The sequence below is a fragment of the Streptomyces sp. NBC_00523 genome, from assembly GCF_036346615.1.
Taxonomy (GTDB): Bacteria; Actinomycetota; Actinomycetes; order Streptomycetales; family Streptomycetaceae; genus Streptomyces.
In genome coordinates this window covers 5,996,838-6,018,584 of sequence record NZ_CP107836.1, presented here as the reverse complement: position 1 = coordinate 6,018,584, position 21,747 = coordinate 5,996,838, and the positions used below count along the sequence as shown (strand labels likewise).

At 72.5% G+C, this 21,747-nt stretch carries 21 protein-coding genes; 5 read left to right on the top strand and 16 right to left on the bottom strand.

What is annotated here, in order from left to right:
• Positions 1 to 40: 40 nt before the first annotated feature.
• The 3 genes from OHS17_RS27310 to OHS17_RS27300 form a co-directional block, all read right to left on the bottom strand.
• Complete coding sequence (locus OHS17_RS27310; RefSeq protein WP_330314269.1) at positions 41 to 1,213, bottom strand: NAD(P)/FAD-dependent oxidoreductase; 1,173 nt, start codon at positions 1,211 to 1,213, stop codon at positions 41 to 43.
• An 81-nt stretch (positions 1,214 to 1,294) separates the two neighbouring features.
• Positions 1,295 to 3,037 carry a pyruvate dehydrogenase gene (locus OHS17_RS27305; RefSeq protein ID WP_330314268.1) on the bottom strand — a complete coding sequence of 581 codons (1,743 nt, stop codon included), beginning with the start codon at positions 3,035 to 3,037 and terminating at the stop codon, positions 1,295 to 1,297.
• A gap of 113 nt (positions 3,038 to 3,150) precedes the next feature.
• Positions 3,151 to 4,710 carry a protein phosphatase 2C domain-containing protein gene (locus OHS17_RS27300; protein WP_330314267.1) on the bottom strand — a complete coding sequence of 520 codons (1,560 nt, stop codon included), beginning with the start codon at positions 4,708 to 4,710 and terminating at the stop codon, positions 3,151 to 3,153.
• Positions 4,711 to 4,977: 267 nt separating this feature from the next.
• Here OHS17_RS27300 and OHS17_RS27295 point away from each other — a divergent pair, with 267 nt between their 5' ends.
• Together OHS17_RS27295 and OHS17_RS27290 are read left to right on the top strand one after the other, a co-directional pair.
• On the top strand, positions 4,978 to 5,955 hold the full coding sequence (locus tag OHS17_RS27295; protein ID WP_330314266.1) for a helix-turn-helix domain-containing protein: 978 nt from the start codon (positions 4,978 to 4,980) through the stop codon (positions 5,953 to 5,955).
• Positions 5,956 to 6,006: 51 nt separating this feature from the next.
• A complete protein-coding gene (locus OHS17_RS27290; protein ID WP_026171186.1) occupies positions 6,007 to 6,489 on the top strand; it encodes a DUF456 domain-containing protein in 483 nt (160 codons plus the stop codon).
• Here the strand turns inward: OHS17_RS27290 and OHS17_RS27285 are convergent.
• Positions 6,414 to 7,841, bottom strand: coding sequence for a DNA-3-methyladenine glycosylase 2 family protein (locus tag OHS17_RS27285; protein WP_330315373.1), 1,428 nt, complete (start codon positions 7,839 to 7,841; stop codon positions 6,414 to 6,416). The two genes, OHS17_RS27290 and OHS17_RS27285, sit on opposite strands and share 76 nt — an antisense overlap.
• 72 nt (positions 7,842 to 7,913) lie before the next feature.
• Positions 7,914 to 9,083 (bottom strand): ribosome small subunit-dependent GTPase A, encoded by a 1,170-nt coding sequence (gene rsgA / locus OHS17_RS27280; protein WP_330314265.1) that lies wholly within the window; start codon positions 9,081 to 9,083, stop codon positions 7,914 to 7,916.
• A gap of 316 nt (positions 9,084 to 9,399) precedes the next feature.
• On the opposite strand from rsgA, the gene OHS17_RS27275 reads away from it, so the two are divergent.
• Positions 9,400 to 9,900 carry a DUF5949 family protein gene (locus tag OHS17_RS27275; protein ID WP_018100602.1) on the top strand — a complete coding sequence of 167 codons (501 nt, stop codon included), beginning with the start codon at positions 9,400 to 9,402 and terminating at the stop codon, positions 9,898 to 9,900.
• Positions 9,901 to 10,004: 104 nt separating this feature from the next.
• On the opposite strand, the gene OHS17_RS27270 is transcribed toward OHS17_RS27275, so the two are convergent.
• The 6 genes from OHS17_RS27270 to OHS17_RS27245 all read right to left on the bottom strand — a co-directional run bounded on the left by OHS17_RS27270 (position 10,005) and on the right by OHS17_RS27245 (position 12,783).
• Positions 10,005 to 10,415: a rodlin gene (locus OHS17_RS27270; RefSeq protein WP_330314264.1), complete on the bottom strand. Its 411-nt coding sequence runs from the start codon at positions 10,413 to 10,415 to the stop codon at positions 10,005 to 10,007.
• A gap of 118 nt (positions 10,416 to 10,533) precedes the next feature.
• Positions 10,534 to 10,704, bottom strand: coding sequence for a hypothetical protein (locus OHS17_RS27265; protein WP_018100604.1), 171 nt, complete (start codon positions 10,702 to 10,704; stop codon positions 10,534 to 10,536).
• Positions 10,705 to 10,818: 114 nt separating this feature from the next.
• Positions 10,819 to 11,229: a rodlin gene (locus tag OHS17_RS27260; RefSeq protein ID WP_330314263.1), complete on the bottom strand. Its 411-nt coding sequence runs from the start codon at positions 11,227 to 11,229 to the stop codon at positions 10,819 to 10,821.
• 103 nt (positions 11,230 to 11,332) lie between these two features.
• Positions 11,333 to 11,623, bottom strand: a complete 291-nt coding sequence (locus OHS17_RS27255; protein ID WP_018100606.1) for a hypothetical protein — start codon at positions 11,621 to 11,623, stop codon at positions 11,333 to 11,335.
• Between the two features lie 255 nt (positions 11,624 to 11,878).
• A complete protein-coding gene (locus OHS17_RS27250) occupies positions 11,879 to 12,112 on the bottom strand; it encodes a chaplin (RefSeq protein ID WP_018100607.1) in 234 nt (77 codons plus the stop codon).
• Between the two features lie 269 nt (positions 12,113 to 12,381).
• A complete protein-coding gene (locus tag OHS17_RS27245) occupies positions 12,382 to 12,783 on the bottom strand; it encodes a rodlin (protein WP_018100608.1) in 402 nt (133 codons plus the stop codon).
• A 382-nt stretch (positions 12,784 to 13,165) separates the two neighbouring features.
• Between OHS17_RS27245 and OHS17_RS27240 the strand changes: the two genes are divergently transcribed.
• The gene (locus tag OHS17_RS27240; RefSeq protein WP_330315372.1) at positions 13,166 to 14,107 is read left to right on the top strand and encodes a chaplin; all 942 of its coding nucleotides are present in this window, start codon (positions 13,166 to 13,168) and stop codon (positions 14,105 to 14,107) included.
• Between the two features lie 87 nt (positions 14,108 to 14,194).
• Here the strand turns inward: OHS17_RS27240 and OHS17_RS27235 are convergent, their stop codons facing one another.
• The 5 genes from OHS17_RS27235 to OHS17_RS27215 all read right to left on the bottom strand — a co-directional run bounded on the left by OHS17_RS27235 (position 14,195) and on the right by OHS17_RS27215 (position 20,699).
• Positions 14,195 to 15,130 (bottom strand): dihydrodipicolinate synthase family protein, encoded by a 936-nt coding sequence (locus tag OHS17_RS27235; RefSeq protein WP_330314262.1) that lies wholly within the window; start codon positions 15,128 to 15,130, stop codon positions 14,195 to 14,197.
• Positions 15,127 to 16,107, bottom strand: coding sequence for an ABC transporter ATP-binding protein (locus tag OHS17_RS27230; protein ID WP_330314261.1), 981 nt, complete (start codon positions 16,105 to 16,107; stop codon positions 15,127 to 15,129). The genes OHS17_RS27235 and OHS17_RS27230 overlap by 4 nt, the downstream gene beginning before the upstream one ends.
• Complete coding sequence (locus OHS17_RS27225) at positions 16,104 to 18,071, bottom strand: dipeptide/oligopeptide/nickel ABC transporter permease/ATP-binding protein (protein WP_330314260.1); 1,968 nt, start codon at positions 18,069 to 18,071, stop codon at positions 16,104 to 16,106. The genes OHS17_RS27230 and OHS17_RS27225 overlap by 4 nt, the downstream gene beginning before the upstream one ends.
• Position 18,072: 1 nt before the next feature.
• Positions 18,073 to 19,023 carry an ABC transporter permease gene (locus OHS17_RS27220; protein WP_330314259.1) on the bottom strand — a complete coding sequence of 317 codons (951 nt, stop codon included), beginning with the start codon at positions 19,021 to 19,023 and terminating at the stop codon, positions 18,073 to 18,075.
• An 80-nt stretch (positions 19,024 to 19,103) separates the two neighbouring features.
• Positions 19,104 to 20,699, bottom strand: coding sequence for an ABC transporter substrate-binding protein (locus OHS17_RS27215; protein WP_330314258.1), 1,596 nt, complete (start codon positions 20,697 to 20,699; stop codon positions 19,104 to 19,106).
• Positions 20,700 to 20,868: 169 nt separating this feature from the next.
• On the opposite strand from OHS17_RS27215, the gene OHS17_RS27210 reads away from it, so the two are divergent.
• Positions 20,869 to 21,588: a FadR/GntR family transcriptional regulator gene (locus OHS17_RS27210; RefSeq protein ID WP_330314257.1), complete on the top strand. Its 720-nt coding sequence runs from the start codon at positions 20,869 to 20,871 to the stop codon at positions 21,586 to 21,588.
• Positions 21,589 to 21,747: the final 159 nt, after the last annotated feature.

The window sequence follows — 21,747 nt, the reverse complement described above, 5'->3', positions numbered from 1 at the left end:
ACGGGGAGGGTCGGGGGGGCTCACGGAGGAGGCGGGCGGCTCACGGGGACCCGCCCCCGGAGTCCGCCCCGAAGCGGTCCGGCCGGAACGGCTCCGTGTCCAGGGGTGGCTCCTCGCCCCGGATCGCCGCCGTGACCAGGGCCGCCGTCGCCGGGGCGAGGCCGATGCCCGCGCCCTCGTGACCGCAGGCGTGGAAGAGGCCGGGGACCCGGCGGTCGGGCCCGATGGCGGGGAGGTGGTCGGGCAGGTACGGGCGGAAGCCGTGGTAGGCGCGGAGCACCCGGACGTCCCCGAGGACCGGGAACAGCGCGGCGGCCGCCCCGGCCAGCGCGCTGATCACCGGCACGGACAGGGTGCGGTCGAAGCCGACCCGTTCGCGGCTGGCGCCGATGAGGACGGGCCCGGCGGCGGTGCCCTCCACGACCGGTGACGTCTGCAGGGCGGCCGACGCGCTGGACACGTCGGCCACGTACTCGGCGGCGTACACCTTGTGCCGGATCAGCGGCGGCAGCGGCTCGGTCACCAGGACGAACCCGCGCCGGGGCAGGACCGGCAGCTCCACCCCGGCGAGCGCGGCGAACTCCCCGCCCCGGACGCCCGTCGCGTTGACCACGGCCGGGGCGAGCAGGTCACCGGCCCCGGTGCGGACGCCGAGCACCGCGCCCGTGGGGCCGGTGAGCACGGCGGTGACCGGGCGGCCGGTGTGCAGGGCGGCCCCGGCGTCGCGGGCGGCGCGGATCAGGTGGGCGGCGGCGAGGGCGGGCTGGACCTGGGCGTCCTCCGGGTAGAGGACGCCGCCCGCGAGGCCGGGGGCCAGGTGCGGTTCCAGCGCGGGCAGTTCGTGCGGCGCGACGGCGGTGGTGCGTACCCCTGCCCCGGCCTGTCCGGCGGCGGTCGCGGTCAGGGTCGCGAGGGACTCCTCGTCCGCCGCGACGACGAGGCCGCCCTTCTGCTCGTACTCGACCGCCCCGGGCAGGACTTCGGCCAGCTCGCGCCAGAGGGCGGCGGAGAGCCGGGCGAGGTCGAGTTCGGGCCCGGGCGGCTTGTCGGAGACCAGGAGGTTCCCCTCCCCCGCCCCGGTGGTGCCGCCGGCGACCGGTCCGCCGTCCACCACCGCGACCGAGAGGCCGGACCGGGTGGCGTAGTACGCGCAGGCGGCGCCGACGACCCCGGCTCCGACGACGACAACATCCAGAGGCTGTCTCGTGAACACGCCAGTAATATGTCACATGGCTCTGAGGGTGCCAAGAGCGCGCCGGAGGCACCCTCATGACGCCCCGTCAGCCAGTAAGTGTCAGGGCCGGGGCACGTTCCGGAGGTTGGAGCGGGCCATCTGAAGCATCCGGCCCACCCCGCCGTCGAGCACGATCTTGCTGGCGGACAGGGCGAAGCCGGTCACCATGTCCGCGCTGATCTTCGGCGGGATGGAGAGCGCGTTGGGGTCGGTGACGACATCGACCAGCGCCGGACCCTTGTGCTTGAAGGCGTCCTTGAGCGCGCTCGTCAACTCCTTGGGCTTCTCGACGCGGACGCCGTACGCCCCCGCCGCGCGCGCCACGGCCGCGAAGTCCGGGTTCTTGTTGGTCGTCCCGAACGACGGCAGACCGCCGACCAGCATCTCCAGCTCCACCATGCCCAGCGAGGAGTTGTTGAACAGGACCACCTTGACCGGCAGGTTGTACTGGACGAGCGTCAGGAAGTCGCCCATCAGCATGGTGAATCCGCCGTCGCCGGACATCGAGACGACCTGCCGGTTCCGGTCGGTGAACTGGGCGCCGATCGCCTGCGGCAGCGCGTTGGCCATCGAGCCGTGGCTGAACGAACCAATCACCCGGCGCTTGCCGTTGGGCGTCAGATAGCGGGCCGCCCAGACGTTGCACATACCGGTGTCCACGGTGAACACGGCGTCGTCGTCGGCAAGTTCGTCCAGCACCGAGGCCACGTACTCGGGGTGGATCGGGACGTGCTTCTCGACCTTGCGGGTGTACGCCTTGACCACGCCCTCCAGCGCGTCGGCGTGCTTCTTGAGCATCCGGTCGAGGAACTTGCGGTCGGACTTCGCCTTGACCCGGGGCGTGAGGCAGCGCAGCGTCTCGCGGACGTCGCCCCAGACGGCCAGGTCCAGCTTGGTGCGCCGGCCGAGGTGTTCCGGCCGCACGTCGACCTGCACGATCTTCACGTCGTCGGGCAGGAAGGCGTTGTACGGGAAGTCGGTGCCGAGCAGGATCAGCAGATCGCACTCGTGGGTGGCCTCGTACGCGGCGCCGTAGCCGAGCAGCCCGCTCATGCCGACGTCGTACGGATTGTCGTACTGGATCCACTCCTTGCCGCGCAGGGCGTGCCCGACCGGGGACTTGATCCGCTCGGCGAACTCCATGACCTCGGCGTGCGCCCCCGCCGTGCCGCTGCCGCAGAACAGCGTCACCCGTTTGGCCTCGTCCACCATCCGGCACAGCTTCTCGATCTCGGCGTCGCCCGGCCGCACGGTGGGGCGCGAGTTGACCAGGGCGTGCTCCGCGGAGCGTTCGGGCGCGGCCTGTCCGGCGACGTCGCCCGGCATGGTCACGACGCTGACCCCGCCCTGGCCGACCGCGTGCTGGATGGCGGTCTGGAGCAGCCGGGGCATCTGCTGCGGGTTGGAGATCATCTCGTTGTAGTGGCTGCACTCCTGGAAGAGCAGCTCCGGGTGGGTCGCCTGGAAGTAGTTGAGGCCGATCTCGCTGGACGGGATGTGCGAGGCCAGCGCGAGCACGGGGGCCATGGAGCGGTGGGCGTCGTACAGGCCGTTGATGAGGTGCAGGTTGCCGGGCCCGCACGACCCGGCGCAGGCCGCCAGGTCCCCGGTGATCTGCGCCTCGGCGCCGGCCGCGAACGCAGCCGTCTCCTCGTGCCTGACCTGAACCCATTCGAGGTCCTTGTGCCGCCGCACGGCGTCGACCACCGGGTTGAGGCTGTCCCCGACGACCCCGTACAGGCGTTTGACGCCCGCCCGGGCGAGGATGTCGACGAACTGCTCCGACACGTTCTGCTTGGCCATGGGTGACGCACTCCCTCTGCCTGTGCTCCGTGCACGTCCGGCTGTCCGGGACGCGGGGCGTCAAACCCCGGCCCGGACGGTATCCGGAATCCATCAACCCATGGCGTGCGCGGTTACGCCTCCCAGACGCCGACCGCCGTCCGGTCGTCGGCGTACCCCTTCACCCGGATCTGGGTGTCCGCGAGGAACGCCCCGAGCCCCGGTGCCTCCACGTGCGACCAGCGCGTGGAGAGCTCGGCGGCCAGCTCCGGTTCGCCGCGCAGCGGTTCGGCGAGGCCCGCCCCGCACAGCAGCAGGGTGTCCCCCGGCCGGGCGACGGAGGCCCGGAAGCGGAACGGTTCCGCAGGGGGCGGGAGCGGGTCCTCGACGTACGGGGCGGGGCCCGTGACGATGTCCAGGTCCATGGTCAGCCGGTCGCCGTCGGGCCCGCTCTCGGGCGCGGAGGAGCCGAAGCCGACCACGGGCTCCCCGGTCAGCGCGGCGGGCGGCGGCAGCGCCGGTTCCAGGTCGTGCCAGCTGCCGTCGCGGAGCCGGAAGAGGCCTCCGGCACCGATGCCGAAGAAGACCCGGGTGCGGCAGTCGGGGTCGGCGGACAGCAGCAGGCAGCGCAGGCTCGCGGTGTACGCGTCCGGCTCGACGCCCAGTTCGGCGGCGCGGGCGCGCAGCTTGCCGAAGGCGCGGTCGGTGAGCCGGTGGAGCCCGGACTTCAGGTCGGCGCGGCGGCCCGCCCTTATGTCGTCGGAGAGCCGGGCGTGGCTGCGCCCGACCGCCTCGCCGATCCAGCGGCAGGCGTCCGCCGCCGCCGTGTGCGCCCCCTCGGCACCCCGCGACGCGCCCGCGACGGCCACCAGCACCAGCGCGCTCTCCCCGTTCCCAAAGCGCGCCGTCAGCAGCGCGTCCCGGCGCGGCTCCCCCCGGAACCGGGCCGAGTCACCGCGTACGGACGCGGCGCGCAGCGTGTACGTGCCGTACGTGGCACCGTCCAGCACCGTGTCCGGGACGACACGGTCGAGCGCGTACGGGTCGGTGGCGGGCAGCGCCGTGGGCTCGGCGTCATAGGTGGGCGGCCGGGCCCCGACGTGGACGACCCGGGGCGGCTCAGGCACGACGGCCGGCTCCGGCGGCGCCTCCTCCGGGGCGGGTTCGTCCGCCTCGGCCCGCTCGGTGACGGGCCGCCTGGGCAGCGGAGGCACCTCGCGCCCGGCGGGAACACGGGGGTCCCCGAAGGCGGGCGGCCCGGGCTCCGGGTCCGGCGGCGGGGGCTCGGGGGCCGGCGGTCCCGGAAAGGTGCGCGGGAGCGCGGGCCCGGTCACCGGCTCCCACGGGGCGCGGGGCGGCGCCTGCACGTCCCACGGCGCGCGGGCGGGCGGCTCCGGCGGCGTCTCCCCCGGCGGCCGCGCGACCACGCCCGGCGAGGTGTCCGGCCCCGGGTCCGCCGGCCGGGTGACCGCCGACGGCCCCACCGGCCACGGCTCCTCCCTGGGCTCGGGTATCTCCCCGGGCGTCCTGGGGACCGCGCTCTTCCCGGACGCCACCGTGTCCGACGCCGAGTCGAACCGGTCGTCGAGACTGTCGGCGGCCTGGGCCGCCCCCGCGTCCGGGGCGGATTCGTCGTACAGCCTGCGCCACCAGTCGTCCTCGTGGGCCGCGGGCTTCTCCCCCTGCTGACTCATGTCCTTATTGTCGACCGCGGGGGCCGTACGAAAACGGGCATCCGCAAAATGGGTCCGCCGGGCGACCCCACCCCCCACGGGAAGGACGCCCGGCAGACCGGTCCGGGGAGCGGGTACCGGACAGGGCCGCCGGTCCCGCTGTGCCGTCACATTGGCAGAGTGGCGCACGGTACGGCGATGATGTGCCGTGGCGAAATCACGCCGTGGCGACTTTTCGCCACACGGGGTGCGCCGCACGCGTACGCACGGGTCCGGGGAGGGGTCGGGATGCTGGCAGCCATAGGTCTTGACGAGAGGCAGGAGTCGGCCTACCGCGCCCTCGTGGCGCTGGGGGCCGCCGAGGTGTCCGACCTCTCGCACCGGCTGGCGCTCCCCGAGCGGGACACGGAGCGCGCGCTGCGCAGGCTGGAGCAGCACGGCCTGGCCGCCCAGTCCTCCGCCCGCACGGGCCGCTGGGTCGCGGCCCCGCCCGGCGTCGCCCTGGGGGCCCTGCTCACCCAGCAGCGCCACCAGCTGGAACAGGCCGAACTGGCGGCGGTCCTGCTCGCCGAGGAGTACCGCGCCGACGCCGCCGAACCGGCCGTCCACGACCTGGTCGAGGTGGTCACCGGGGCGAGCGCGGTGGCCCACCGCTTCCACCAGCTCCAGCTGGGCGCGACGAGCGAGGTGTGCGCGCTGGTCACCGGGAAGCCGATCGCGGTCAGCGGCCTGGACAACGAGTCGGAGGAGGAGGCGGCCACGCGCGGCGTCTCGTTCCGGGTGGTCGTGGAGCGCGAGGTGCTGGGCCTGGAGTCCGGGATCACGGAGCTGTCGGCGGCGCTCAGCCGCGACGAGCAGTGCCGGGTGGTCCCCCGGGTCCCGACGAAGCTGGTGATCGCCGACCGGGCGCTGGCCATGGTGCCGCTGACCGGGCGCGGGGCCGAGCCCGCCGCGCTGGTGGTGCACGCGTCGGGGCTGCTGGAATCGCTGACCGGGCTCTTCGAGGCGGTGTGGCGGGAGGCCATGCCGCTGCGGCTCGGCGAGAGCGGCGCGGTCGTGGAGGAGCCGGGCGGCCCGGACCCGACGGATCTGGAGATCCTGTCGCTGCTGCTGGCCGGCCTGACCGACGCGAGCGTCGCCAAACAGCTGGACCTGGGCCTGCGGACCGTGCAGCGCCGGGTCAAGGGCCTGATGGAGCTGACCGGCGTCTCCACCCGGCTCCAGCTCGGCTGGCACGCGTACGAACGGGGCTGGGTGGCCCGGTAGGACCGCTGGTCAGAACGGGCGGGACCGGGTGGACTCCGGCACGCTGGTCAGATGAGTGTGTGGCAGCTCGTCGCCGTCGGACTGGTGATGCTGCTCGGCCTGATCGGTGTGCTGGTGCCGGGCGTGCCGGGGCCGGCGATCGTCTGGGCAGCCGTCCTGTGGTGGGCGTTCACCGACACGACCCCGACCGCGTGGGCCGTGCTGATCGGCGCGACCGCGCTGCTCCTGCTCAACCAGGCGCTCAAACCGCTTCTGCCGCCGCGTCGGCCCCGTGAGTCGGGGGCCCCGCGCCGGACGCTGCTGCTGGGCGGTCTCGGCGGCATCGTCGGCTTCTTCGTGCTGCCCGTCGTCGGGGCGGTCGTGGGATACGTCGGAGTGATCTTCGGGGCGGAACGGCTGCGCCTCGGCAGCCGGGGCGCGGGCTGGACGTCGGTCCGCACGGTGATGCGGGCGACCGGCTACTCGGTGCTCGTGGAGCTCTTCGCGTGTCTGCTGGTGACGGGCGCCTGGCTGGGCGCGCTGATCTGGGGCTGACCGCACGACCGGGCCCGCCGCACCCCGTACGAGCGCCAGGGGCGCCAGCCGCTCGCGCCCGGGGTGCCGTACGGGTCCACGTCCGGGTCGCCCAGGCCGCGCATCCGGATCAGCGCGGCGGTGGCGGGGCCGATGCCGGGCAGCCGCCGGAGCGCCTGCTCGGCCTCGTCGCGGTCGGCGCCCGCGTCCAGGCGTACGGTGCCGTCGGCGAGCGCGGTCGCCAGGGCCCGCAGGGCCGGGTCACCGGCCGCCCCGGCGAGCACGGCCGGCTCGGGGAAGACGTGGGTCAGCGCGCCGCACGGCACGTCCAGCGCCTTGCCGTACTCCTCGACCAGCTCCCCCGCCGCCGCGTCCCCCACCAGGGCCCGCACGGCGAACTCCTCGGCGTCGGCTGCACCCGGCGAGCGCACGCCCGGCCGGGCGGCGACGTCCGGGGCGAGCGCGGGGTCGGCGGACAGCAGCTCGTCCACCGCGTGCGGGTCGGCGTCCAGGTCGAGGAGGCGGCGCAGCCGCTGGACGGCCGTGGTCAGGTCGCGCAGGTCGGTGAGATGGATGCGGGCGTCCAGCCAGTCCCCGGCGGACCGCTCGTCCACGGAGGTGACGGCGGCGCCGTACGGGAGGCGCAGCGTGCGCCGGTAGGTCCGGCGGCCGGGCTCCCCGGTGATCTCCTCGACGCGGGCGACCGGACCGGCGGCGAGCAGGTCGAAGACGTCACCGGCGGCGTACGGGCCCCGGTGGGCGAGCCGGAGCGGAATGCCGGTGGTGCCGGCCTGGCGGACCGCGATGCCCAGCCCCGTACCGGCTTCGGCGCGCAGGGCGCTCGGGGTGCGGGCGTAGATCTGCCGCACGGTGTCGTTGAACTGGCGCAGGCTGCCGAACCCGGCGGCGAAGGCGATCTCGGTGACGGGCAGGGCCGTGGTCTGGAGCAGGATCCGGGCGGTGTGGGCGCGCTGGGCGCGGGCCAGGGCGACGGGGCCCGCGCCCAGCTCCGCGTTGAGCTGGCGCTGCACCTGGCGGGAGCTGTAGCCGAGCCGGTGGGCGAGCCCGGGAACGCCCTCCCGGTCCACCACGCCGTCGCCGATCATGCGCATGGCGCGTCCGACGACGTCAGCCCGGACGTTCCACTCGGCGGAGCCGGGGACGGCGTCCGGGCGGCAGCGGCGGCACGCCCGGAAGCCGTTGGTCTGGGCGGCCGCCGCCGTCGGGTAGAAGCGGACGTTCTTCCGCTTCGGGGTGACGGCGGGGCAGCTCGGCCGGCAGTAGATGCCGGTCGTCTCGACGGCGAAGAAGAACTCGCCGTCGAAACGGGCGTCGCGGCTGCTCACCGCCTCGTACCTGGTCTGTTCGTCCATCACACCGTCCAGTGTGCGCCCCTCCGGGCACCGTCACTCGCGGTTTTCGGACGTCGACCAGGGGTGGTCCGGCTACCGGATCCGGCCGCGCTTGGCGTCCATCGCGGCCCGGCCCTCGGCCCCCTTGCGCTTCCAGTCGCGCCGGATCTCTGCCCGGACCCGGGCGTCGGTCTTGGCGACGATGCGCTGGTTCTCGCGCTGGAGCTTGCGGTAGCTGTCGAAGCGGCGCTCGGGCAGGGTGCCGTCCTCGATCGCCGCCCGCACGGCGCAGCCCGGCTCCGCCTCGTGGGCGCAGTCGTGGAACCGGCAGCCCTCGGCCAGCTCCTCGATCTCCGAGAAGACCTGGCCGACGCCGACCCCGGCGTCCCAGAGGCCGACCCCGCGCAGTCCGGGGGTGTCGATGAGGACCCCGCCGGTGGGCAGCACGAGCAGATTGCGGGTGGTGGTGGTGTGCCGGCCCTTGCCGTCCACGTCGCGGGCGGCCTGGACCTCCATCACGTCCTGGCCGAGCAGCGTGTTGGCGAGGGTGGACTTGCCGGCGCCGGACGCCCCGAGCAGCACACTCGTACCGCCGGAGACGATCGCCGAGAACACGTCGATGCCCTCGCCGGTGGCGGAGCTGACCGGGAGCACCTGCACACCGGGGGCGATGTGCTCGATGTCCTGGACGAGGTGGGAGAGGGTGACCGCGTCCGGGACCAGGTCGGCCTTGGTGAGGACGACGACCGGTTCGGCGGTCCGCTCCCCGGCCCCGGCGGCGTCGCCGAGCAGCGCGTCGCCGCCGGAGCTGGACATGGCGAGGGCCAGGAACCGCTCGACGCGGCCCAGGTCCAGCTCCACGGCCAGCGAGACGCAGATGACGATGTGGTCGACGTTGGTGGCGAGCACCTGGCCCTCGGAGCGCTTGGACGAGGTGGAGCGTACGAAGGCGGTGCGGCGCGGCAGCAGCGTACGGACGAACCGCGGGTCGCCGCCGGCGTCGACGGCCGCCCAGTCGCCGGTGCAGATGATCCGCATCGGGTCGCGCGGCACGACGAAGGCGGTGTCCGCCCAGATCGTGCCCTCGGGCGTGACGATGTCACAGCGCCCGCGGTCCACCCGCACCACGCGTCCGGGCACCAGTCCCTGGGCGGCGTACGGGGCGAACTCGGCGGCCCAGTCGTCGTCCCAGCCGTACGCGGCGAGCGGGTGCGAGGCGGTGGAGCGGGAGGAGGAGAAAGCGGAGGAGGACGGGAGAGACAAGGGAAACCCTTCACAGGGTGGCCCGGCGGTGCGCGTGAGGGCGCGAAGAGGTCAGCCGGTGGCCACGGAGGTGACAAAGAGGAACTTCGACTCGTGGGCAGCGCCCACCGCAACGACCGTCGTCAATGTCCTCACCTCCGCATTCGTCCAGGTCCGGTACCGGCGGCAGGTCCGCCGTCCGTCTCGTCGCACACCTTAGCCCCCGGCGGTCCGGCGGCTCAACGGATTATTCGCGCGGACCCGGTTGTGGCAGTCGTCCCCCGATCGGGTGATACGCATGGAGTTGGACCGGTCGCGGACGGTTAGGGTGCCGCACATGACCTCCCCCCAGACAGCCACCGGCTCGTTCACCCAGGCCCAGTTGGGCACCCTCATCCTGATCGGCTGGAGCGGCGAGTACCGGCAGAGCGGGCGCGACGCCGCCTTCCTGCTCGCCTATTCGCTGGGCGACGGATCGGACGGCCCGGCGGCCGGCGAAAACGCCATGCGGCTCGCGCTGCAACGCTGCGGGCTCCCCGTCGGCGGTGCGCCGGTGCGGGCCGACGAGACGCCGGGGCTCCCCGTGAAGCTCCTCGTACAGGCCGGCCAGGCCGTCCTGACCCTGCCGCACTTCAAGGCGCAGTACCCGGTGCCGCCCGAGTGGCTGGCTGCGGCGAACGAACAGGGCGAGGTGCACGCGATGTTCGCGACCCGCCCCTGGCCGCAGGGCGCGCCCGGGCTCCCCATCGGCGAGGCGGAGCTGCGCGCCTTCGCGGGTGACCCGGACACCATCGCGACCTCGGCGCACTGCGTGCTCCCGGTGCGCAGCATCGGCTGACCCGGCCCACGGAAGAGGCCCACCACCCGGCGAGGGTGGTGGGCCTCCGTCATGCCGTACGCGCCCGCGTCGCACAGGACGGACGACGCGGGCGCGGCGCGCAATCAGTTGTTGGCGACGCCGTTCCCGGAGAGGACCGGGATGTCGTCCACCAGGTGCGACAGGGGCTCGTCGCCCTTGGCCTGGGTGGAGTTGTCGGCGCACTGCTGGTTCTGCGGGTTGGACAGGACGTTGACGTCCTGGACCGCGACCGGCACCAGCAGGCCCACCAGGGAACCGACGTTGGCCTTGACCGGGACGCCCAGGCACAGGTCGTTGAGCGAGCCCTGGATGAGCTGCGCCTGCGGGCTGCCGTCGCCCTGGGTCTCGGCGTTGCCGTACGAGCTGGAGGCGCCGTTGCCGTTGAGGGTCGTGGTGCCCCCGTCGTTGCCGATCGCCATGGCCGCGGGGGCCGCGGCGGCCGTCAGGCCGACCAGGGACACGGCCACTGCCGCGCCGGCCATCATCTTCTTCATCACGCTTCACCTTTCGGAGCGTTCCGTCTGGAACGTATTGATCAACCCCGTGCGGACGCTTCGGTTCCGCTGATCCACCCAAATGGGTTCGATCCCGCATGAGTTCGACGGCTTCGCGTCAGCCCCGGCCGCCCGTCTCGGCCGAGGTGCGCGCCGGGGGCACGAGTCCGCCCAGGTGGGCCGGGGCGGGCTCCGGGGCGGGTTCGGCGTGGGCGGCCCGCCACTCGGCGAGGAGCCGGTCGTAGATCGGGGTTGCGCTGCCGGGGTGCCGGCTGTGGTGCTGGTCCATGCGGAGGCCCTACCCGTTGCCGCGCGGAACGGCCGCCCGCACTACGGCAAGCGGCCCAGCGAGCCGCCCTTTCGGGCGACCGCCGGGCCGCGTGTGGTGCGCCGTCAGTACCGGTCAGTTGTTGCCGGCACCGTTGCCCGAGAGGATCGGGATGTCGTCCAGGATGTGCGACAGGGCCTCGTCACCCTTGGCCTGGGTGGAGTTCTCGGTGCACTGCTGGTTCTGCGGGGAGGACAGGACGTTGATGTCCTGGACCGAGATCGGCACGACGCCGAGCAGCGAGCCCACGTTGGCCTTGGCCGGCAGGGCGATGCAGGGCTTGTTGAGCGAGCCCTGGATGAGCGCGAACTGCGGGCTCCAGTCGCCGTGGGTGGCGGAGTTGCCGTACGCCTGCATGGCACCGTTGCCGTTGACGGTGGTGGTGCCCTGGTCGTTGCCGATGGCCATGGCCGACGGGGCGACCGCGGCGGAGACGCCGACGATCGATGCGGCGACGGCCGTGGAGGCCATCATCTTCTTGATCATGAAACTGCCCTTCTGGTTTTCTCTGGTTGCCCGCCGGTGCCGAGCGCACTGATCAACTCGGCGGGGAGGGAATGGTTGTGGCACTTCACCCGAAAGGTGCGGATCAGTTCGTGAGCGGGAGGCCGCCGAGCAGCGGGGCCGCGCCCTTCGCCGCGTCGGTGGCCTGGCCGGAGACCTTCGAGACGGTGCCGTCCTCGTGCAGGCGTTCGGCGGCGCCGCTGACGGTGTCGAGCACCGGGTCGACCACCTGCGGGGCGGCCGCCGTCACCTGGTTGACGCCTCCGTCGAGGCTGAAGTTGGGGGCCGTGGTCGTGGTGACGGCGAAGGCGGGAGCAGCCGTGCCGAGTGCGACCACGGAACCGGCGAGGAGTGCGGCGGACTTCGCGTACTTCACTTTCGGGTTCCCTTCTCAGCGGCGGCCGTTCCGGTCGCGTCCCCGCGCCGGACGGGCCTTCTTTGACCCTGTCCCCGGCCGCCCTTTCCCTGGCTAACGAACCGGATTCGACGGGGAAACTGGAGGGCCCGGGATTTCTCGGAGCGCGGGCAAGGAAAAGGTTTCGACCCGGGCCGGTCGCGGGCACGGGAAAAGCCCCGGACCGCCGAGAGCGCAGGCCGGGGCTTTTCGAGCCGAGAGAATTCGGCGCGTGGGTCAGTCGTTGACGCAGGCGTTGCCGAAGGCCGGGTTCAGCAGGCCGATGACGTCGATGGTGTTGCCGCAGACGTTGACCGGGATGTGGACCGGCACCTGGATGGTGTTGCCGGAGATGACACCCGGGGAGCCCACGGCCGCACCCTCGGCGCCCGAGTCGGCGAAGGCCGGGGCGGCGGCACCCATGGCCATGAGCGTACCGGCGGCGACGGCGGCGATCTTGGTGTACTTCACTTGAAACCCTTTCTTGTGCGGAGTCCGGAGCGGCCACGGCTTTCGTGCCGCACGAGCGCGGACCTGATCGCTCGTAACTCCGCCACTCTCATTCGTAACGATTTCGGACGGTATGCGACACTGCTCAGCGAGCAGATTGCTCGAATACCGCCCGAATGATGCAGTTTCGGTCAGCCGACCGTGTTCCCGCCCGACACGCGCGGGGCGGCAGCGGGCCCGGGCCGCCCGGAGGAGGAACGCCGGTGGCCCGGGCCCGGGAGGGGGCCGGATCAGCTGTTGCCGGCGCCGTTGCCCGAGAGGACCGGGATGCCGTCCAGGATGTGCGACAGCGGCTCGTCGCCCTTGGCCTGGGTGGAGTTCTCGGTGCACTGCTGGTTCTGCGGGTTGGACAGGACGTTGACGTCCTGGACCGCGATCGGGACGAGGCCGATGAGCGAACCGACGTTCGCCTTGAGCGGCAGGCCGACGCAGGGCTTGTTCAGCGAGCCCTGAACCAGGTCGAACTGCGGGCTGCCGTCGCCCTTGGTCACGGCGTTGCCGAAGGACTGCGAGGCACCGTTGCCGTTGACCGAGGTCGTGCCACCGTCGTTGCCGATGGCCATCGCCTGCGCGGCGCCGAGCCCGAGGATGGAGGCGGCGACGGCACCCGTAGCCAGGACCTTCTTGATCACGATGAACCCTTCTCGTACTGGATACCCCGTAGCCGGAGCGCCCTGAACAACTGCCGGGCCGACGTTTGGTTATCGCCATTCACCCGAATGCCTGGAAGACACGGACGTCCGTACGAAAGTGATCGAGTAATACTGTCGGAAATCGAGAGACGAAACGTTCACTCGTAGCTCCGCCGCGTGCGCACAGAAAATTCACGGCATTCACGTTTCCCATGCACGCGGACGTCGTTATGGGTGTCGTCAAGCCGCTCCGCCAGGAGGGCCGCCTCTGGATGGGCCGGTCCGACGGCTGCTGCACCGCCTGATGAACGAACTGTGGGCCGTGCGCCCGCGAGAAATGTCCCAAGGAAGGGCACCAATGCGAAAAGCCTTGAGTAAAAGCATGCTCGTCATGGCGGCGGCGTCAGGCATCCTGACCGCCTCCGGCGGCTATGCCTTCGCCGATGCCACGGCCGAAGGCGCGGCCGTCGGTTCGCCCGGCGTCGCTTCGGGCAACGTCGTCCAGGTCCCGGTGCACGTGCCCGTCAACGTGTGCGGCAACACGGTCAACGTGGTCGGCGCGCTCAACCCCGCCTTCGGCAACGAGTGCGAGAACAAGGGCGGCGGCTCGGGCAACGGCGGCTCGGGCGCGAGCGCCCAGGGTGTGGCCGCCGGCTCCCCCGGCGTGCTCTCGGGCAACGTGGTCCAGGCCCCGGTCGACATCCCGGTCAACGTCTGCGGCAACAGCATCAACGTGGTCGGCCTGCTGAACCCGGCCGCCGGCAACAAGTGCCAGAACGGCGGTGGCGACGAGGGCAACCCGCCCACCGAGGAGCCGCCGACGGAGCACCCGCCGCACCACCCGCCGCACCACCACAAGCCCCCGCACCACAAGCCGCCGAAGGGCCACCACGACCACGACTGCAACTGCGGCCACGAGCACAACCCGCCGAAGCCGCACCACCCGAAGCCGCCGAAGCCCCCGAAGCCGCCGGTGCACCACCACGACGACGACTGCCCGCCGAGCCACAACCCGCCGAAGCCGCACCACCCGAAGCCGCCGAAGCCCCACAAGCCGCCGGTGCACCACCACAACGACGACTGCCCGCCCAGTCACCACCACAACCCGCCGACGACCCCGCCGACCACCCCGCCGACCACTCCGCCCACGCACAACCCGCCGACCCACACCGGTTGGCACCACACGCCTCCGAAGCACCACAAGCCGCCGCAGATGGCGCACACCGGTGCCAACGAGAACCTGGGCATCGCCGGTGGCGCCAGCGCCGCGCTGGTGCTCGGCGGCGGCCTGCTGATGCGCCGCGCCCGCGCCGCGAAGAAGTGAGCTGACGCTCCCCCGAGCACGAAGAGGTCCGGCCCGACAGCCCTGAGCTGTCCGGCCGGACCTCTTGTCTTCGGTGTGGCTTACGGGTCAGACCGCGCCGAGCCCCGCGCGGTCCAGGCAGGCGGCGACCACCGCCGTCTCCGCTTCGTCGAGCGGGCGCATCGGCGGGCTCATCACATTGGTGGCGATGACCCCGCGCAGCATCAGCGCGGTCTTGAAGGCGCCGAGCCCCGCCGCCGTGGCCGACGCCGTGCCCGGGCGGGCGGCGCGCACGATGTCGAACAGCGCGACCAGCCGGTCCTGTTCGGCGCGCGCGGCCGCCCAGTCACCGCGCACCGCGGCCTCGTGCAGGCGTACGTACCCGTGCGGATCGACGTTGCCGAGCCCGGGCACCGAGCCGTCGGCGCCGCCGAGCATCATCGCGTCGACCACCAGCTCGTGGCCGGTGAGCACGGAGAACCCGGGCAGCTCGCGGGCGCCGATGACCAGCCGGCGGAACGAACCGTCGTCGCCGCTGGAGTCCTTCACCCCGGCCAGCACCCCGTCGGCGGCCAGCGGCAGCAGCAGTTCCGGGTCGAGCTTGCTGTGCACGCAGACCGGCACGTCGTACGCCAGGACCGGCAGGTCGAGGGCGGCGGCGATGTCCCGGAAGTGGCGGTCGATCTCCGTGGCGTGGGTGCGGGTGTAGAAGGGGGCGGTCACGACGACGGCATCGGCGCCGAGCTCGGCGGCGCGCCGGGCGCGCTCGACCGCCCGGTTGGTGGTGGTCTCGATCGCGCCGACGAGGACCGGCACCTGGCCGCCCGCCGCCGCGGTGACGGCCTCGATGACGCGGTCCTGCTGCCCCGGGGTGAGGTAGGCCGTCTCGCCGGAGCTGCCGAGGGCGAAGAGACCGGTGACACCGCCGTCGATGAGGTGGGCGACGACCCGCTCCAGCGAGGGGAGGTCGAGCTCGCCGTCCGCGGTGAGCGGGGTGACGACGGGCGGGATCACTCCCGTGTGGCGGGGGGTGCGGGCGGTCATGCGGTGCTCCTTGCGGACGGTACGGGGATCTGGGGGTGGACGCAGTGGTGGCCGTGCCCGTCGGGTCCCTCGGTCCGGACCGGGAAGACGGTGGCGCAGGCGTCGTCCGCCTTCCAGCAGCGGGTGCGGAAGGGGCAGCCGGACGGGGGGTTGGTCGCGGAGGGGACGGGGCCGGTGACCACGATGCGCTCGGTGCTCTCCAGCAGGCTGGGCGTGGCGGAGAGCAGGGCCTCGGTGTACGGGTGGGAGGGGGCGCCGGCGACGTCGGGCGCGCGGCCCTCCTCCACGATGCGGCCGAGGTAGAGGACGGCGATGCGGTCGGCGAGGTAGCGGACGGTCTGGATGTCGTGCGAGATGAACACCATGCCGAGGCCGAGGCGTTCGCGCAGGTCGACCAGGAGGTTGAGGACCTGGGCGCGGACCGACACGTCGAGCGCGGAGGTGGGCTCGTCGGCCACGATCAGCTCCGGTTCGAGGGCCAGGGCGCGGGCGATGGCGACGCGCTGGCGCTGGCCGCCGGAGAGCTGTCCGGGCAGCGCGGCGAGGGTGTGGCCCGGGAGGCCGACGAGGTCGAGGAGTTCGGCGACCCGGGCGGTGCGGGCCTCACGGGTGCCGCGGCGGTGCACGTCGAGCGGGTCGCGGAGGATCTGTTCGACGGTGAGGCGCGGGTTGAGCGCGGTGGACGGGTCCTGGAAGACGACGCCGACGGCGGAGCCGAAGTCCTGGCGGCGCTGGGTGCCGGTCATCTCCCACAGGTCGCGGCCGTGGAAGGTGACCGTGCCCTCGGTGGGCTTCTGGAGGCCGGTCAGGACCCGGGCGAGGGTGGACTTGCCGCAGCCGGACTCGCCGACGAGGCCGACGATCTCGCCGCGCCGCACCTCCAGGTTCGCGTCGGTGAGGGCGTGGACGGCGTCGCGGCGGAAGACGCCTCCGCTGCGTGCCTTGTGGCGTACGTGGACGCCGTCGAGCCTGATCACAGGGCGCTCCCTTCCAGCTGTGCGCTCTTCGCGGGGTGGTGGCAGGCGAAGCCGTGGTCCGGCTCGGCGCCGCGCGGGGTGAGGTCCGGGGTGGTGGTGCGGCAGAGTTCGGTGGCCGCGCCGCAGCGGGAGGCGAACCGGCAGCCGGGGCCGAAGCCCTGGGGTGCGGGGACGACGCCGCGGATCTGGTGCAGCCGGTCGGCGCCGGCCTCCAGCGAGACGACGGAGCCGAGCAGGCCGCGGCTGTAGTGGTGGGTGGGGGCGGTGAGTACGGAGCGGGTGGAGCCGATCTCGGCGAGGCGTCCCGCGTACATCACCGCGACGCGGTGCGAGAGGTCGCCGACGAGGGCGAGGTCGTGCGAGACGAGCACCATGGCGAAGCCCAGTTCCTCGCGGAGCCGTACGAGGAGTTCCACGACCTGGGCCTGGACGGTGACGTCGAGGGCGGTGGTCGGTTCGTCCGCGATGAGCAGGCGGGGACTGCGGGAGAGGGCCATGGCGATCAGGACGCGCTGGCGCTGGCCGCCGGAGAGTTCGTGCGGGTAGCTGCGCAGGGTGCGTTCGGGTGAGAGGCCGACGAGTTCGAGGAGTTCGGCCGGGGTCTTCGTACCGCCGCGCGAGGTGAGCTGCTTCAGCTGGGTGCCGACGAGTACGGAGGGGTTGAGGGAGGAGAGCGCGTCCTGGTAGACCATCGCGATCTCGGGGCCCATGAGGGCGCGGCGTTCCTTCGGCGGGAGTGCCAGGAGGTCGCGGCCCCGGTACAGGATCTCGCCGCTGACCTCGGCATTGCGGGCGAGGAGGCCCATGACGGCCAGGCTGGTGATGGACTTGCCGCAGCCGGACTCGCCGACGAGGCCCAGGGTCTCGCCCTCGTGGACGGTGAAGGAGAGGGAGTCCACGACCGGGGTCGTGCCGTACCGGTCGGGGAAGCGGATGGCGAGGTCGCGTACGACGAGGAGCTCGGCGGCGTCCTCGGGGACGGGCGTGATGGCGGCTTCCTGGGCGTTGACGCGCCGGGCGAGCTTGGCCAGGGCGGCGTCGATGTCCACGGTGGAGCGGGCCTCGACGGGGTCCGGGGCGGTGGGGGTGCCGGCGGGGGCGGCGGGGCGGGCGGCCCCGGGCGCGGCGGAGGCGTCGGTCAGGCCCTCGGAGAGGATGTTGAGGGCGAGGACGGTGACGAGCAGGGCGAGGCCGGGGAAGAAGGTGGCCCACCAGCCGCCGGCCAGGAGGATCTGCCGGCCGTAGGCGAGGACGCTGCCCCAGCTGGGGTCGGGGTCCTGCACTCCGGCGCCGATGAAGGAGAGGCTGGCCTCGAAGATGATCGCCTCGGCGACCATGACGGTGGCGAAGACCATGACCGGGGCCATGCAGTTGACGGCGACGTGGCGGAGCACGATGTAGCCGCGCCGGGCGCCGATGACCTTCTCGGCGGCGACGTAGTCCTCACCGTACTGCGACAGCACGTTGGCGCGGACGACGCGGGCGAGCGACGGGGTGTAGACGAAGGCGATGGTGAAGATGATGACGGGGACGCTGGTGCCGAAGACGGCGACGAGGACGGCGGCCAGCGCGATCGGCGGGAACGACATCACCACGTCGAGGGTGCGCATCACGGACTCGTCGCCGAGCTTGCGCGAGGTGGCGGCGAGCGCGCCGAGCACGGAGCCGGCGACCAGGGCGACGGCGGTGGCGCCGAGGCCGATGATCAGCGAGTAGCGCGAGCCGTGGACGACGCGGGCGAAGACGTCGCGCCCGGCCCGGTCGGTGCCGAACCAGTGGTCACCGCTGGGTGCCTGGACGGGGGTTCCGGTGGTGAGCGGGTTCTGGGTGAGCAGCGGTGCGAGGACCGCGCCCAGGAGGACGACGAGCAGCACGCCGAGCGCGATGCGGGAGGTGACCGGGAGCGCGCGGAAGGCGATGCCCGGGCGGGAGAGCTTGGTGGTCAGCCGGCTGGTGGCAAACATGTCAGACCGTCCTGATGCGCGGGTTGACCAGCAGGTAGAGCAGGTCGACGATGACGTTGACCACCAGGAACGCGATGGCGATGGTCAGTACGGTGCCCTGGACCAGGGCGACGTCGCCGCCCGTGACACCTTCGAGGATGAGCTTGCCCATGCCGGGCAGGTCGAAGATCGCTTCGATGACGACGGCGCCGCTGAGCAGGTAGCCGACCTTGACGCCGAGCACGGTGAGCGGGGTGACGAGCGCGTTGCGCAGCACCGAGCGGACGACCAGGAAGACGGGCAGGCCGTTGCCGCGCGCGGTACGGACGTAGTCGCGGTCGAGTTCGGCGACCATCGAGGTCCGTACGAGGCGGGCGAGCGAGGCGGCGACGGGGACGGCGAGCGAGACGGCGGGCAGGGCCATGGAGCGCAGCCAGCCGCCGAAGGAGTCGGCGGGGTTGGTGTAGCCGCCGGTCGGGAAGAGCGGGGAGTTCAGGGCGAACTGCTGGATGAGCAGGACGCCGAGCCAGAACGAGGGGATGGCGACCCCTGCCATGGACAGCACCCGGAAGAGCTGGTCGGGCCAGCGGTCGCGGTACATCGCGCCGAGCACTCCGGCGACGACGGCGAGGACGATCGCGAGGATCAGGCCGAGGACCGTCAGCTGGAGGGTGAGCGGGAAGGCGGCGGTGATGCGGTCCGCGACGGGCTGGCTGGGCGGGACCGTCATGCCGAGGTCCAGGTGGAGCAGCTGCCCCAGGAAGTGGAAGTAGCGTACGGGCAGCGGGTCGTTGAGGCCGTTGGCCTCGGCGAAGGCCGCACGGGCCTCGGGTGTGGCGCTCTCCCCGAGCGCGTTGAAGGCCGGGTCGACCGGCGAGAACTGCAGCACCACGAAGACGAGCAGCGCGATGCCGAGGATCATCACCGGCATCATCGCGACGCGGCGCAGCGCGAGCCGGAGAAAAGCAACCATCGTCGGGTTCCTTGCGGTTGGGCGGTCCGGTCCGGTGCGCCGTGTCGGTCGAGGCGCACCGGACCGGGGTTCTGGAAGGGCTAGCCGCGGCTGACGTCCAGGAAGGACAGGCCCGTGGTGGGCAGCGGCTTGAAGCCGGGGAGCGCCTTGTCGTTCCAGGCGGTGGGCAGCTTGCGGTGCAGGATCGGGTAGAGCGCGGCCTCGTCGGCGACGAGGTCCGTGACCTGGCCCCACAGCTCCTTGCGCTTCGCCTCGTCGGCGGCCTGCGCGGCCTTGTCGAGGGTCTGCCGCACCTTCTTGTACGCGGCGGACTTGCCCCAGCCGTAGCGGCTCTCGGGCCAGAAGCCGTAGTAGAACCAGCGCAGCAGCAGGTCGGCGTCGTTGCCGAAGACGGAGGGGTCGCCGGGGGCGACGAGGACCTCGAAGTCGCCCTTGTCGATCTTGGCGTACTGGGCCGGGGACTGGGCGATGTTGAGCGTGACCTTGACCCCGGCGGCCTCCCAGCTCTCCTTGAGCAGTGGGGCGATGTCCTTGACCCAGCCGGTGTCGGTGGTCAGGACGGTGAAGGAGAGGCCCTTGACGCCGGCCTCGTCCAGGAGCTTCTTCGCCTTGGCCACGTCGTGCGTGTAGACGGTGGCGGCCTTGTGGTAGTCGGGGTGGGTGGCGGGGACGTAGCCGGTGGCGGCGGTGGCGTTGCCGACCATGGCGGTGGAGATGATCTTCTCGGTGTCCAGGGCGTAGTGCAGCGCCTGGCGCACCCGCTTGTCGGCGAACCGCTTGTCGGCCGTGTTGAACATGAGGAAGAGCAGGCCGAAGGACTGGACGGACTCGGTCGTGGCGGAGCCGGAGATGCGCTTGACGTCGATGTAGGGGACGTCCTCGATGGCCTGGACGCGGCCGGACTCCATGGCGCTGACGCGGGCCGACTGGTCGGACATCAGGCGCCAGACCATCTTCTTGGCCTTGGCGGGGTGGGCGCCGTTGTACTTGTCGTACGCCTCGAAGACGATCTTGTCCTCGCGGGTGGCGGAGACGAACTTGTACGGCCCCGAGCCGACCGGCTTGGCGTCGAACGCCTTGGGGTCGGCCTCCACGATCTTCTTCGGCACGATCCGGGCGACGGCGATGCGGGACGGGAAGAGCGCGAAGGGGTACTTGAGCTTGAACTCGACCGTGCCCGCGTCGACGGCCTTGACGGTGTCGATGAAGGGCACGAACTGGGCCATCAGGGAGGCGTTCTTGGGGTCCAGGATGCGTTCGAAGCTGAAGACCACGTCGTCGGCGGTGACGGGCGAGCCGTCGTGGAAGGTCGCGCCCTTGCGGAGCGTGGCGCGGTAGGTGGTGGCGTTGATCTTCTGCGGCATCGCGGTGGCGAGCGCGGGCCGGGCCACGAGTGTTGCCGGATCGAGATCCACCAGGCCCTCGAAGATGTGCATATTGGCGGCGTACGGGGTCGCGCCCGAGGTGATCATGGGGTCGAAGCCGGTCGACAGCGGGTAGGACAGGCCGGCCTCGATGAGGTCGCCGCTCCCGCCCTTGCCGGCCGCGCCGTCGGCGGTCGAGGACGGCCCGCCGCACGCGGACAGGCCGGCGGTGATGGCGGCCGCGGCGCCGACGAAGCCGGTGTAACGCAGGAAGGTGCGGCGCTCGACACCGGCTGATCTCAGCTCGGGCACGGGTCCTCCAGGGACTTGAGGTGGGGCGTCTGGGACGGGAAACGGGGGCGGCGCGGACTCGCGGGGCACCCGCGGAACCTTGAGCATCAGACGTCAGATGTCTGATGCCTTGATAGCGTGGGAACGTAGCTTGACAATCGAGAGGGGTCAAGAGGTGGGGAGTTCACATATGTCCGGAACGAAACCCGGCCGGCAGCTGCTCCGGCAGGAAGTCGTGGACGGCATCAAGCGGTACATCCTCGAGGAACGGCTCCGCCCCGGGGACCCACTGCCCACCGAGCCCGCCCTGTGCGAGGCGCTCGGCGCCAGCCGCTCCAGCGTCCGCGAGGCCGTCAAGATCCTCAACGCGCTGGACATCGTCGAGGTCCGCCACGGACACGGCACCTACGTCGGCCGGCTGAGCCTGTCGGCGCTCGTGGAGAGCCTGACCTTCCGGGGCCTGCTCTCCCCCGACGACGACTTCCAGGTCATGGCCGACCTGGTCGACGTGCGCGAGCTCTTCGAGCGCGGGATGGCCGACCGGATCGTCTCGCAGCTCAGCACGGAGCAGCTGGACGCGTTGGACGGCCTGGTGGCCACCATGCGCGAGACCGGGGCCCAGGAGGGGCACGGCTTCGTGGACGCCGACCGCGCCTTCCACGCCCAGCTGGTGGCCCCGCTGGGCAACGAGCTGATCGGCCAACTCTCGATGGCCTTCTGGGACGTGTACACGATCGTCGCGCCGCACCTGGACGGGTTCACGCAGGCCGACGAGACGGAGACGATCACCGCCCACCAGAACATCGTGGACGCCGCGCGGGCCGGTGACATCGCCGGGTTCCTGAAGGCGCTCGGCGAGCACTACGCGCCGGTGCGCCGCCGGATCGCGGAGGCCCGCGCCCGGCGCTGAGCCGCCGCGCGGCGCCGGGCGCCGGTGCCCGGGCGGGCGCGGGCGACCCCGGAACGACCCTTGACGGCCGCCTCGGGCGGTGCCTAGGGTCCGTGTGCCGACAGGACATCTGACGTCATGCATCAGATGTCGAGGCCCACGCTCCCCGCCGCGCCCCAG